The organism is Nonomuraea sp. NPDC003707, from assembly GCF_053587055.1.
This window is the reverse complement of sequence record NZ_JBSFNK010000016.1, coordinates 129,819-142,244: the sequence shown is the minus strand read 5'-3', so window position 1 is coordinate 142,244 and position 12,426 is coordinate 129,819. Positions and strand designations below refer to the sequence as shown.

Below are 12,426 nucleotides of genomic sequence, written 5' to 3'. Positions count from 1 at the left end.
GAGGTCCGGCTCTTGTGCGTGGCTTGGAGCCGACTTGGGGGTGGGGCGCAGTCCTCGCAGGCCGGTTTGCGCCGTCCTCGCGGACCGGATGCTCAGTCCTCTCGGGTCGGGATGCGCAGGATGAAGCGGGCGCCGCGCTCGGAGTCCTCGATCGTGAGCGTGCCACCGTGGGCCTGCGCGATCTCGCGGGCGATGGGCAGGCCGAGCCCGGTCCCGCCGGCGTCGCGGTTGCGCGCGGCGTCCAGGCGGGTGAAGCGCTGGAAGACCGTCTCGCGCTTCCCGGGCTCGATGCCGGCGCCGTCGTCGAGCACCTCCAGCACGGCCTGCCGGCCCTGCCGCCGTACGGTGACGAGGATCTGGGACTCGGCGTGCCGCTCGGCGTTGTCCAGCAGGTTCGTCAGGAGGCGGGCCAGCTGCAGCCGGTCGCCCGTGACGGCCGCGCCCGGCTGCAGCGTGGTGACGACGTTCTTCGTGCGCGGCCTGCCGGTCTCGGCGGCGACCAGCTCGCCCAGGTCCACCGGCTCCCGGGAGCTCGGCGCGCCCGCGTCCAGCTTGGTCAGCGTGAGCAGGTCGGTGACGATGGCCTGGAGCCGGTCCAGGCTGGTCAGCAGCGCCTCGCCCGTCGCCCGCCAGTCGGCGTCCTCGGGATTGAGCAGCGCGTCCTCGACCTGGGTGCGCATCGCCGTGATCGGGCTGCGCAGGTCGTGCGAGGCGTCCCCGGCGAACCTGCGCTGCTGCTCCACCGCCTCCTGCTGCTTCTTCATCGCGGCTTCCAGCCGCTCCAGCATCTGGTTGCCGGTCCAGGCGAGCGTCCTGATCTCGTCGTCCACGTTCTCCGGTACGGGGAGCCGCATCCCGCCTCCGCCCGCGGTGATCTCGGCCAGCCTCTTCGTGATGTTGTGCACGGGTGCGAGCGTCCGGGCCACCACGCGCGACACTCCGAACCAGGTCAGGAGCAGCAGCAGGGCCGCCACGCAGATCTCGAAGAGGATCACTTTCAGACTGACGTACCAGGGCACGGCGGGGGCGAAGGCGTAGATGACCCACGCGCCGTCCGGCTGGTACGCGTGCATGGAGACCACCAGCTCGCACCGTCCGGGAAACGCGGGCAGGTCGCAGAACTCGGCGACGTCGTTGGCCGTGTTGCGATGGGGGATCGCCGTGGTGACCCGGGGCAGGCGGGCCAGGTTCGGCGTCGAGGAGACCACGCGGCCCGCCGAGTCGATCACCTGGATGCCGTCGAGCCCGTCGGTGTTCACCGTCGGGGGCAACTCGTTCCGCTTGACCATGAGCAGCACGCGCAGGGCCCGGCTGGCCACGTCGTACGCCCGGATGTCGGCGGCCTCGTTCCGGATGGCGTACAGCACGAACGCGCTGACGACGACGTTCAGCAGCAACATGGCCAAGCTGGCGAGCAGCGCCAACCGCATCCGCAGCGACCGGCCCAGCCGTCTGATCACTCCACACCCCGGTAGTCAGAAGACCACATGGAGTGCGTTCGCCCCTAATTCAGGGAGATTCCCCCGCAAATCCGATAAGAGGGGCACTTAGCCGGTGTGTGGGCGGCTACGTTAGGCGTCCGGGGGTGATCACGAAGTCGTGCGTAGGACGATCGCGGGCCTGTGCCTGATGCTGCTCCTGGCCTCCTGCAACTGGTCCAATCGGGTCTCACCGGGCCGGTTCGAGGCACGTGCCCGGGAGGTGGTGGCGCGCTGGGACGGCTCGGCCGGCGACCGCGCCTGGCGGTCGGGTTTCGTCCTGCTCGGAGGGCTCCAGGATCGAGGCGGCTGGACCGATCCTCCCGCCTGGGCCGCCCTGAGCGCGCACAACGGCGTGTGGAAGCTCGCGGCCGAGTTACCCGCGGCCCCCTTGGCCGAAGCGCCCGTGCGGTGGCCGGACGGCTCGGTCTCGGAGGTGCCGCTCGTCACGGCGGCCGACGCGTACGCGGAGCTCAGCAAGCCCGCCGACTTCATCGAGGAGGAGTGCCCGGCCAAGGGCTGCCGCCCGCTCCGGGTGACGGGGGCCGAGCTGGGCGAGACGACGCTGGAGACCAGCCGCGGCACGATCCGGGTGCCCGCGTGGCAGTTCACCGTCAAGGGGGTCGAGTCGAAGTTCGTGTACGTGGCGGTCGCCCCCTCGGCCATCACCCCCCGGCCGCAGGCCGCGGAGGGGGAGTACGAAGAGGTGAAAGGGTTCGACCTCATCGCGGGCAAGCCGCACGACCTGCTCCTGGAGTACGGCTACGGCTCCTGTGACCGCGTTCACGGGGCGCGGGCGTACGAGACCGGCAGGCTCGTGGTGGTGGACGTGGACGAGGAGGGCTCTGGCGGGATCTGCGACTTGGTGCTCCACATGGACACGACCACCGTCACGCTGACGCGTCCGCTCGGCGACCGCCTCGTGCTCGACTCGGGCACGGGACTGCCCGTCGTGCGCGGGGTTACGCCGCTGTACGGCCGCGGGTAGCAGGGGCACAGCGGCGCGCCACGAACGGGTCGACGACGAATGGTCCCTCGTCGAGACGCTGCGCCACCTCGTCTTCGCCACCGACGCCTGGGCGGGCCGGGCGATCCTCGACGCGCCGGACCCGTTCCACCGGCTCGGCCTCACCCACTCCGGCTACCCGGCCGAGGACGCGGCGGCGCTCGGCGTCGGACTCGACGCCCGCCCGTCGTACGCGGAGGTGGCGCAGGTGCGCGCCGGGCGGGTGACGCTGGTGCGCGGGATCCTCGACGGCCTCACCGACGCCGGGCTCGAACGGGCCTGCACCCGCGCACCCGCGCCCGGCTACCCGGAGGAGCCGCGCACGGTCGGCGGTTGTCTGCGGGTGGTGATGGAGGAGGAGTGCGAGCACCGCCGCTACACGCTGCGCGACCTCGCGACCCTCGAAGCCCGCTGACCACGCCGACCACGATCACCACGCCGACCACGATCACCACGCCGACCACGATCACCAGGCCGACCGGCGTCACGCCGACCGGTGCCGTGTCATCCGGTGGTGCGGAACGGGTCGTCGGCCGGTAGCCAGGCCGTGTCGGCGTCCAGGCCGAGCCCGCCGACGTCCCGGGTCAGCGCCTCGACGGCGGCCCGTACGGCCTTGCGGGTCTCGTCGCGCCGGCACACCAGGGCCCAGGTCCAGTACGGCGCCGGATCGACCACCGGGCGCTGGACGAGGTCCGGCGGCACCGGCGCGGTCTGGCCCTTCGGCGAGTTGACGACGGGGCGGCGGAGCCGCCGTACGTGGTCGAAGAAGGCCGGCCCCGTGATGCCGCCGTCGTCGATGCGCACGACGCGGGCACCGGTGTCGCGGGCGAACTCCTCGGCATAGCGGTTCCAGGAGTCCCAGGTGGCGGTGTCGGAGTCCACCAGCACCGACGTGTCCTTGGCCGGGACCGCGGACGTGCCGGTGCCCGTGGAGATCGCGAAGAGCCGGTCGGCGCCGATCAGCCGGGCCTCCAGGGCGTGGGCCGCCAGGTCGTCGGCCCGTACCCAGCAGATGGCCAGGTCGATGCTGCCGTCGGCGACCCGTCCCGCCTGGGTGTGTGACGGCATGACCCACGCGTCGACGTGCAGCTGGGCGACGCCGGACACGCGGGCGGTCAGGTCGGGCGGGCGCCAGCTGACGTAGCCGAGCCGGACCGGCTCGGTGGCGGCCATGCCGGCCGCGGAGCGGCGCAGCTCGTCGGCCTGGTCGAGCAGCGCCCTGACCTGGGGGAGCAGCGCCTGCCCCGAGGGGGTGAGCGCCACCGAACGGCGGTCCCGGTCGAACAGGCGTACGCCCAGGTCCCGCTCCAGGGCCTTGATCTGCTGGGAGAGCGACGGGCCGGCGATGCGCAGCCGGACCGCGGCACGGCCGAAGTGCAGCTCCTCGGCCACCGCGACGAAATATCGCAGCTGGCGTAGCTCCATCCGCCCAGGGTAGTGCGCTGGGAGGCACAGCCTCACAACAGAGAGTGAACCGGTCGTGGCGGGATCGCGCCCGACTGACGCAAGCTTGAACCATGACCGCGCGGTGCCGGTCCGCCCCGTTCGCCGGCCGGCCGCGCTGATCGAGACCCGGGACGTATGGCCTCGATCCATATGAGAAGAGAAACCCATGAGCACGCACAAAGTCGCGGTGATCACCGGCGCGTCCCAGGGTATCGGCTCGGGGCTGGTGGCCGCCTACCGCAAGCTCGGCTACGCGGTCGTCGCGAACTCCCGATCGATCGAGCCCTCCGACGACCCCCTGGTGCGGACCATCGCCGGTGACATCGCCGCCCCGTCCGTCGGCCGGCGCGTCATCGAACAGGCGCTGGAGGCGTACGGCCGGGTCGACACGCTGATCAACAACGCCGGTGTCTTCGTGTCCAAGCCGTTCACCGACTACACCGACGAGGACTACGAGCTGGTGACGAGGGTCAACCTGCGCGGGTTCTTCGAGATCTCCCAGCGGGCCATCGACGTCATGCTCGCCCAGGGCGGCGGGCACGTGGTCAACATCACGACCAGCCTGGCCGACCAGGCGGACACCCGCGTGCCGTCCGCGCTGGCGGCGCTGACCAAGGGCGGCCTCAACTCGGTCACCAGGTCGCTGGCCATCGAGTACGCCTCCCGGGGCATCCGGGTCAACGCGGTCGCGCCCGGCGTCATCCGTACGCCGATGCACCCGGCCGAGACCTACGACCTCCTCGCCGGCCTGCACCCCGTCGGCCGGATGGGCGAGATAAGCGACATCGTCGACGCGATCGTCTATCTCGAGACGGCCCCGTTCGTCACCGGCGAGATCCTGCACGTCGACGGCGGCCAGAACGCCGGCCACTGAGTCCCCCGCCACCGGGTGCGTCCGCTCCCGCCGGCCGAACGAAAGGCGAAGTTTGACCTCCGTACGAGAGCACGGCACGGACGGCGGCGAGGAGACCCGGGCGGATCGGCCCTGGCGGATCGTCGGGCAGGGCGCGGCGGCGCTCGCGGCGGGCATGGGTGTCGGCCGGTTCGCCTACACCCCGATCCTGCCGATGATGCACGCGCAGGCCGGGCTGTCGCCGCGGCTGGGGGCGGAGCTGGCCACCGCCAACTACGTCGGGTACCTCCTCGGCGCGATTGCCGCGATCGTCGCCCCTCGGATCTTCGCCTCCCGGCGGGCGCTGCGCCCGTCCCTGGCGATCCTGATCGTCACGCTGGCCCTGATGCCGGTCACGCACGCCGGCGCGCTCTGGTCGTCGCTCCGGCTGGTCGCCGGGATCGCGAGCGCGCTGATCTTCGTCATCGCCGCCGACGCCATGCTCACCGGACTCCGCGGTCACGCGCACCACCTCGTCGGCTGGGCCTTCGGCGGCATCGGCGCGGGGATCGCCCTGTCGGGCGTCGCCGTGCTGGTCCTGCGTACCGCCGGCACCTGGCAGCAGGCCTGGTGGACGGCGGCCGCGCTGACCGCCGTGCTCGCGATCCCGGCCTGGGGCCTGCGCACCGACCCGGCATCCCCGGAGGCGCCGCCGCCCGCCCCGTCCGGTCCCCGAGCCGGATCCGGGCTGCGCTGGTTCGGAGCGCTGCTGGCCGGCTACACCCTCGAAGGGACCGGTTACATCATCGCCGGCACGTTCCTGGTCGCCGCGATCGACCAGAGCGCGCCTGGCTGGGCCGGCAGCGGCGCCTGGATCCTGGTCGGGCTCGCCGCGCTGCCCTCAACGGCCCTGTGGGCATGGCTCAGCCACATCTGGTCCCGCCCGGCGCTGGTCCTCGCCGCGCTCGTCGTGCAGGCCGTCGGCATCGCGCTGCCCGCCCTGGCCGGCGGGATCGTCCCCGCCCTGGTCTCGGCCGTCCTGTTCGGCGCCACGTTCCTCGGCGTCGCCACCCTCACCCTGGCCATCGGCTCCCACCTGCGGATCCCGCGCGCCGTCGCCATCCTCACCACCGGCTACAGCATCGGACAGATCCTCGGCCCGCTGGTCGTGACGCCGCTCCTGCACCGGGGCTACCACCCGGCGCTGCTCGTCGGCGCCGCCCTCGTCGTGCTGGCCGCCGCCGCGACCGGCGTGCTGCGCCACCGCTTCCCCCATCACCTCGGCCCGCTGCCCCGCCGCGTCCTCGCCGTCCGTCACCAGGGAAGCCCGTGAGGGCCGGGGGACGTGGGCGAGCTTGTCGGGGTTGCTGACGGTGTAGACGTCCTGGATCTGGGAGCCGTCGGGCGTCATGTCCACGACCATGACGGCGTACGGGGCGTTCTCCACGAACAGCACCGCGCAGGGATCGCCGTTGACCTGGCGGTACTGGATGTCCAGCCCGTCGAGGGGCTGGGCGGCGCGGGAGACGAGCACGCGGGAGACGTTGTCGCGGCCGCGGATGGGGCGCGGGCCGCCGGCGTTCGACTTGCCGCCGCCGTCGGCCCACAGCGTCACGTCCGGCGCCAGGAGCTCCATCAGCCCTTCCAGGTCGCCGCCGAAGGCCGCGGCCACGAACCGCTCGGTCACCTGCCGCTGGAGGCCCGGGGCGACCTGGGTACGGGGGCGGCGGGCCTGGACGTGCTCGCGGGCGCGGTGGGCGAGCTGCCGCACCGCCGCTGGGTTGCGGCCGATCATGGCGGCGATCTCGGTGTGGGCGTAGGCGAAGACCTCGTGCAGGATGAACACCGCCCGCTCCAGCGGGGTGAGCGTCTCCAGCACCACCAGCAGCGCGAGCGAGAGCGTGTCGGTCCGTACGGCGTGGTCGGCGGCGTCGGGGGAGGTGACGAGGGGTTCGGGCAGCCAGGGCCCGACGTAGGTCTCGCGGCGCCGGCGCAGCGCGCTCTGGTGGGCGAGCGCCTGGTTCACCGCGACGCGTACGAGGTAGGCGCGCGGATGGCCGATCTCGTCCGGATCCTTGGACGACCACGCCAGCCAGGTCTCCTGCAGCACGTCCTCGGCGTCGGTGACGCTGCCCAGCATGTTGTAGACGATGGAGAACAGCAGTTCGCGATGGGCGGCGAACACCTGGGTGACATCGGACATCACGGACCCCCTATGCGTGTGACTGCAGCTCTTAGAGCCCCTGAGAGGGCTGTCGTGTGACATCCCAATGTTCCGGTACGCGCCCATTGAGACCTATTTGTGACGGATGACCAGAATCACGCAACCGTTTATCGTCCCTTCAGCCCCTCTATGCACAACGTTCACTCTTGCGCTCCAATGTGTCCGCCCGGGAGCATGCCGCTTTATGGGCTCCTTATGCACATAAGAAGGGACTGCCAATGGCAGCACGAAAGTCACTGGGCGGTTTAGGGGGCCGGGCGCGTTTCGCCCTGGCCGCCTCGATCGCGACGCTGCTGGTGAGCAGCTTCGTCACGGCCGCGTACGCCGACCCGGGGGCGGCGGAACAGGACAAGGGCCGGCCCAGCCCCACGCCGACGACCACCGCCGTCCCGAGCCCTCCGACGCTCACCCCCGCCGGCGGCTCGTACCTGGAGGGGACGGCCAAGGTCGCGGCGGTCCCGACCGCGTCCGGTGACAGCGTCACGAAGCTCGCGGTCGACGACACCGCGCTCAACGCCACCCGTACGGTGGGCGTCTCCAAGCTCCGCTTCGACGTGGGCTCGAACTCGACGGAGGCGCAGTACCACAGCTACGTGCTCGTCAACGGCGAGTACCGCAGCGAAATCGGCAACTTCGTCAACGAGCGCGCGAGCATCGACATCCCGAACGAGCGCCTCGTCAAGGGAGAGAACACCGTCGAGATCGTCGTCGGCGCGATCCCGTCCTCGTGCGGCACGAACTACGACGACTTCGTCCTGTCCGACGTGGGCCTCGAACTCCTCGGCGAGGTCGCGGACGGCGAGGACAACCCGTACACGCTCTCCTTCGGCGACGGCAGCTGCGGCACGAACACCACGCTGCTCAAGCGCGCCACGCTCAAGTTCTTCGTCCAGGGCGACCCGCAGGGCACCACGGGCCTTGCCGCGGACCTGGACACCGCGACGCTGTCCAACGGCGAGCACACCATCACCGCCACGACCGCGGCCGGCGTGACCGTCAAGAACACCGTGACCGTGAACAACGCTCCGGCCGGGGCGCCGCGCCTGCTGCCGACGGACGGCACGCTCGTGGCGGGCACCAAGCCGGTCTTCGCGAACGTCCCGGCGAACAGCGCGGGCGGCGTCAAGTCCCTCACCGTGGACGGCGAGAAGCCCGTCACGAAGCCCACCCTGGGCAACGGCGCCGCGATGCTCAGCTTCGACGTGGGCGCGGACGGGATCGAGGACAAGTACGACGACTTCCTCCTCGTCAACGGCAAGCGCATCGACCTGGGCGGCACCTGGGCGAGCCGGCGCGTGACCATCGCGGTGCCGGCCAAGTTCCTGGTGCCCGGCGACAACACGATCAAGGTCGTCACCGGCGACGCCAAGGAGACCTGCGGCAACAACCGCGACGACTTCACGATCACGAACCTCGAGCTCACCCTCGACGGCGCCACCGTGACCGGCCAGGACCTCAAGCCGTCGTACGAGATGGGCGACGGCACCTGCGGCAGCAGCCAGACCCTCCTGCGCGAGGCCGAACTGCGCTACAAGATCGACGCTCCGGCGGTGCCGGTCATCGAGACGCTCGGCTCGGGCCAGGCGACCTTCAGCTTCAACGTGGGCAGCAACTCGATCGAGGCGCGCTACCAGAACTTCCTGCTCGTCAACGGCCAGAAGATCGTGCTCGACGGCGACTTCGTGAGCAAGCGCGTCGACTTCACGATCCCGAACGAGTTCCTGTTGCCCGGCTGGAACACGATCGACTTCGTGGCCGGCACCTTCCCGACCTCGTGCGGCAGCAACCGCGACGACTTCGCGATCTCGAACATCGCGCTCACCCCGGCGCAGGGCACGGCGACCGGGCAGCTGCTGAAGGCCTCGTACAGCATGGGCGACGGCAACTGCGGCGACAACGTGAGCCCGCTCACCGAGATCGACCTCGAGTTCCTGGTGGACGCCCCGGCCCGCGGCCTGCGCGCGGACCTCGACACCACCGCCATCAAGGACGGCAAGCACAAGCTCGCCGCCGAGTCGGCCACCGGCGAGGTCGCCACCCGCACCCTGATCACCGACAACTCGGCGCCGAAGGTCGCCAAGAGCGTCCCGGCCGAGGGTGAGAAGATCATCGCCTCGGTCGTGCTGGACGTCAAACTGGAGGACGCCTCCGGCGTCGTGTCCGGGCCGGACGTCAAGCTCGACGGCCAGCCGATCGAGCTGGGCGCCCAGGTGGGCCCGGGGCTGCGCGCCGGCAAGCACACTCTGGCCGTGACCGGCGCCGACGGGCTCGGCAACACCACGACCCGCGAGGTCGTGTTCGAGTCCGCGGGCATCCCGGACGCGCCGGCCGAGTTGAGCCCGGCGCGGGGGGCCACCGACGTGTCGGACCCCGTCACGCTCTCGGCGAAGGTGGCCGAGCCCGACGGCGGCCAGGTGACGGCCACGTTCAACGAGGCGAAGATCCTCACCCCGGATCAGGCCTACCAGGGCACGGCCCAGACTCTCCCGACGACCCTGCGGGTGCCGGGCGAGAAGCGCGTCAAGACCGACGGGCTCGAGCCCGCCGACGGCAAGACGCTGGACGCGCCCTCCGGGCAGGACCTCGTCTACCAGCGGTACGACGTCGAGGTGCAGGGTCACGTGGACTCCCCGGTCCTGCGCTGGGAGGGCGCCATCGACCCCGAGCGCCTGGCGGGGCTGCGGGCGTGGAACACCAAGTCCAAGGCGTGGGAACTGCTGACGAGCGCCCGCGGCGCCGCCGAGGGCAAGACCGTGCTCACGGCCGTCGTCGACGACGACTACATCGACAGGCAGCAGGTCCACGTCATGGTGACGGGTGAGGACCCGTTCGCCGACGACATCGACCCCGGCGACCCGAACGGCTTCGCCGACCCCTCCTCCTACGACTTCTCGATCGTCCACTACACCGACACGCAGTACATCTCCGAGGGCGCGGTGGAGCAGGAGACCGCCGAGGAGCGCGCGGTGTGGGAGTCCGCCTACGCCGGCGTCGTCAACTGGATCAAGGACAACAAGGACCAGCGCAAGATCTCGTACGTCGCGCACACCGGCGACATCATCGAGAACAACATCCGCAAGCCCGCCGACGAGGCCACGCAGCAGCAGGTCGTCGGCGAGATGGAGGTGTCCTCCAAGCAGCAGAAGGTGCTGGATGACGCGGGCATCCCGAACGGCGTGATCGCCGGCAACCACGACAACCAGTCCGGCACCGAGAACGGGCCGGAGGCGATCTACAACAAGTACTACGGCCCCGCCCGGTACCAGGGCGCGTCGCAGGGCTGGCAGCACGCCAAGTACGGCGGGCCGTGGAAGGAAGGCGACAACCAGAACCACTACGACCTGTTCTCCGCGGGCGGGCTCGACTTCGTCGTGGTCGGCCTGTCGTACGGCGTGACGAGGGAGGAGGCCGAGTGGGCCGACTCCGTCTTCAAGAAGTTCCCCAACCGCAACGGCATCCTGCTCTCGCACGACTATCTCGTGCCGAGCACCAACCCGGACGGCCGTGGCGCCGGCTTCTCGGCTCCCGACGGCTCGATGCTGTACAAGACGGTGGTCGAGAAGAACGCCAACGTCTTCCTCATCCTCGCCGGTCACGAGCACGGCGTGGGCACCAACGTGAAGCCGAAGGTGGGCCAGGTCGGCAACGGCGTCGTCGAGCTCCTGGCGGACTACCAGTTCTACACGGTCTCGGCCGACCGGCTCGGGCTGACCGCGATCGGCGGCTACAACCCGCAGGACCAGCTCCAGTTCGGCGCGAGCTTCTTCCGCATGCTGCAGTTCAACGTCAAGCGGGCGGAGCTGAGCGTGGACACCTACTCCCCGCTGCTCAACGAGTTCGGCGCCAACGAGTACGACCCGCTGCGCCGCTACAACGGGCTCGAGGACAACATGGTGCTGCCGGTCGACCTCACCTCCCGTACGACGACCTTCCAGACCGACTCGCTGGCGATCTACAAGCCCACGCGGGTCATCGGTAAGAGCACGGTCACCTCGGGCCAGGTCGCCTCGGTGACCTGGAAGCGACTCAAGGACGACACGGCCTACGCCTGGTTCGTCACCGCGCGCTCCACCGGCGGCGGCGTGACCGCCTCCGAGCCGAGCGTCTTCGTCACCAAGGACGAGCACGGCCGCCCCGGCACGTGGGGACCGGACTCGCCCATGTACCACTGGTTCAACCGCTAACCCAATCCCCGCCGCCCCCGGACCCCGGTCCGGGGGCGGCCCTCATCCCTGACCCCATGGAGAGACGAGACATGCGCCGCATGCGCTGGTTGCCCGCCGTCGTCCTCGCCCTGGTCCTCGGCGGCGTGCTGGCCGACCTGGCGCGTCCCGCCCCGGCGGCGGCGCATGACGCGACCACGACCGCCCACGCCGAGGTGACCGGCTCGGGCCTGAACGTCAAGGCCGTGCTCGACCTCGAGTACGACCTCCTCATGAAGTCGGCCTGGCTCTACGCCGAGGCCTACGACGCGAAGGAGCGGACCGAGCAGCTCCGCCAGCTCAAGATCAACCGCGATGCCGTGACCGACTATGTCACGCGCCGCTTCGCCGTGGCGTACGCCGGCAAGCCCTGCACGCCTGCCCAGGTCGGCGACGCGGACATCCGGATGCGCGGCAAGGCGGCCTTCGCCGTGCTCACCTACACCTTCGCCTGCCAGGGCGAGAGCGGGGGGACGCACGAGATCTCCAGCGCGCTGTTCCCCGACGCCGAGAGCTTCGTCCACAGCACGAAGACGATGGTCCGCTACGAGCTCGACGGCGAGACGGGTTCGGCCGTCCTGGAGGCCACGGCGCCGACGGTGAAGGTCGGCGAGCACCAGGCGTCGAGCCAGATAGGGGAGTTCTTCGTGCTCGGCGCCGAGCACCTGCTGTTCGGCCTCGACCACATCTTCTTCCTGCTGGCCCTGGTCATCGGGGCCCGCCGCCTGCGCGACGTCGTCGTCACGGCCTCCGCCTTCACCGTCGCCCACAGCATCACGTTCCTGCTGGCGGCGATGGGGGTCGTGGACGTTCCGGGAGCGATCGTCGAGCCGGTCATCGCGGTGTCGATCATCGTCGTGGCGGTCGCCAACCTCCTGGGCCGCGACGAGGACAAGCTGGGCAAGTGGCGGCTGCCGATCGTCTTCGCCTTCGGCCTGATCCACGGGCTGGGCTTTGCGGGCGCGCTCGACATCAAGGAGAGCGGGTCCTGGGGGCTGCTCCTGTCGCTCCTGAGCTTCAACCTCGGCATCGAGGTGACGCAGCTCGTGCTCATCGCCGTGCTCTTCCCCCTGCTGGTGCTGCTGCGCCGCACGTCCGCGGCCCGCTGGGCGGTGGCCGCGATCTCGGTCCCCATCGTGGCGGTCAGCCTGTACTGGTTCTTCGACCGCATCCCGCTGCCGCTCTGACGGTTCCGCCTACCTATGAGGTAATCGACGCCCTTACGTGTGCCCCGGCAG

The 12,426-nt window shown here is 70.8% G+C and carries 7 protein-coding genes and 2 pseudogenes; 6 read left to right on the top strand and 3 right to left on the bottom strand.

Going from position 1 to position 12,426, the window contains the following annotated elements:
- Window positions 1-92: 92 nt before the first annotated feature.
- The gene (locus ACWDRB_RS35715) at window positions 93-1,460 is read right to left on the bottom strand and encodes a sensor histidine kinase (protein WP_449901236.1); all 1,368 of its coding nucleotides are present in this window, start codon (window positions 1,458-1,460) and stop codon (window positions 93-95) included.
- 139 nt (window positions 1,461-1,599) lie between these two features.
- On the opposite strand from ACWDRB_RS35715, the gene ACWDRB_RS35710 reads away from it, so the two are divergent.
- Both ACWDRB_RS35710 and ACWDRB_RS35705 read left to right on the top strand, forming a co-directional pair.
- Window positions 1,600-2,466, top strand: coding sequence for a hypothetical protein (locus ACWDRB_RS35710; RefSeq protein WP_449901234.1), 867 nt, complete (start codon window positions 1,600-1,602; stop codon window positions 2,464-2,466).
- 28 nt (window positions 2,467-2,494) lie between these two features.
- Window positions 2,495-2,899, top strand: a pseudogene (locus ACWDRB_RS35705) (DinB family protein); the annotation flags it as partial.
- Between the two features lie 89 nt (window positions 2,900-2,988).
- Here the strand turns inward: ACWDRB_RS35705 and ACWDRB_RS35700 are convergent.
- Window positions 2,989-3,909 carry a LysR family transcriptional regulator gene (locus ACWDRB_RS35700; RefSeq protein WP_449901232.1) on the bottom strand — a complete coding sequence of 307 codons (921 nt, stop codon included), beginning with the start codon at window positions 3,907-3,909 and terminating at the stop codon, window positions 2,989-2,991.
- 187 nt (window positions 3,910-4,096) lie between these two features.
- Here ACWDRB_RS35700 and ACWDRB_RS35695 point away from each other — a divergent pair, with 187 nt between their 5' ends.
- Entirely contained in the window at window positions 4,097-4,804 is a 708-nt protein-coding gene (locus tag ACWDRB_RS35695; protein WP_449901229.1) for an SDR family NAD(P)-dependent oxidoreductase, read from the top strand.
- Between the two features lie 52 nt (window positions 4,805-4,856).
- Window positions 4,857-6,095, top strand: a complete 1,239-nt coding sequence (locus tag ACWDRB_RS35690) for a YbfB/YjiJ family MFS transporter (RefSeq protein ID WP_449901227.1) — start codon at window positions 4,857-4,859, stop codon at window positions 6,093-6,095.
- 18 nt (window positions 6,096-6,113) lie between these two features.
- Here the strand turns inward: ACWDRB_RS35690 and ACWDRB_RS35685 are convergent.
- A pseudogene (locus ACWDRB_RS35685) lies at window positions 6,114-6,965 on the bottom strand (RNA polymerase sigma-70 factor); the annotation flags it as partial.
- A gap of 239 nt (window positions 6,966-7,204) precedes the next feature.
- On the opposite strand from ACWDRB_RS35685, the gene ACWDRB_RS35680 reads away from it, so the two are divergent.
- Window positions 7,205-11,170, top strand: coding sequence for a metallophosphoesterase (locus tag ACWDRB_RS35680; RefSeq protein ID WP_449901225.1), 3,966 nt, complete (start codon window positions 7,205-7,207; stop codon window positions 11,168-11,170).
- Between the two features lie 56 nt (window positions 11,171-11,226).
- Window positions 11,227-12,375, top strand: a complete 1,149-nt coding sequence (locus ACWDRB_RS35675; protein ID WP_449901222.1) for a HupE/UreJ family protein — start codon at window positions 11,227-11,229, stop codon at window positions 12,373-12,375.
- The last annotated feature ends 51 nt before the right edge of the window (window positions 12,376-12,426 follow it).

Excerpts from the sequence above, each read along its gene's own strand:
- ACWDRB_RS35700 (WP_449901232.1), bottom strand. The coding sequence starts at position 3,909 with ATGGAGCTACGCCAGCTGCGATATTTCGTCGCGGTGGCCGAGGAGCTG.
- ACWDRB_RS35695 (WP_449901229.1), top strand. The coding sequence starts at position 4,097 with ATGAGCACGCACAAAGTCGCGGTGATCACCGGCGCGTCCCAGGGTATC.
- ACWDRB_RS35680 (WP_449901225.1), top strand. The coding sequence starts at position 7,205 with ATGGCAGCACGAAAGTCACTGGGCGGTTTAGGGGGCCGGGCGCGTTTC.
- ACWDRB_RS35675 (WP_449901222.1), top strand. The coding sequence starts at position 11,227 with ATGGAGAGACGAGACATGCGCCGCATGCGCTGGTTGCCCGCCGTCGTC.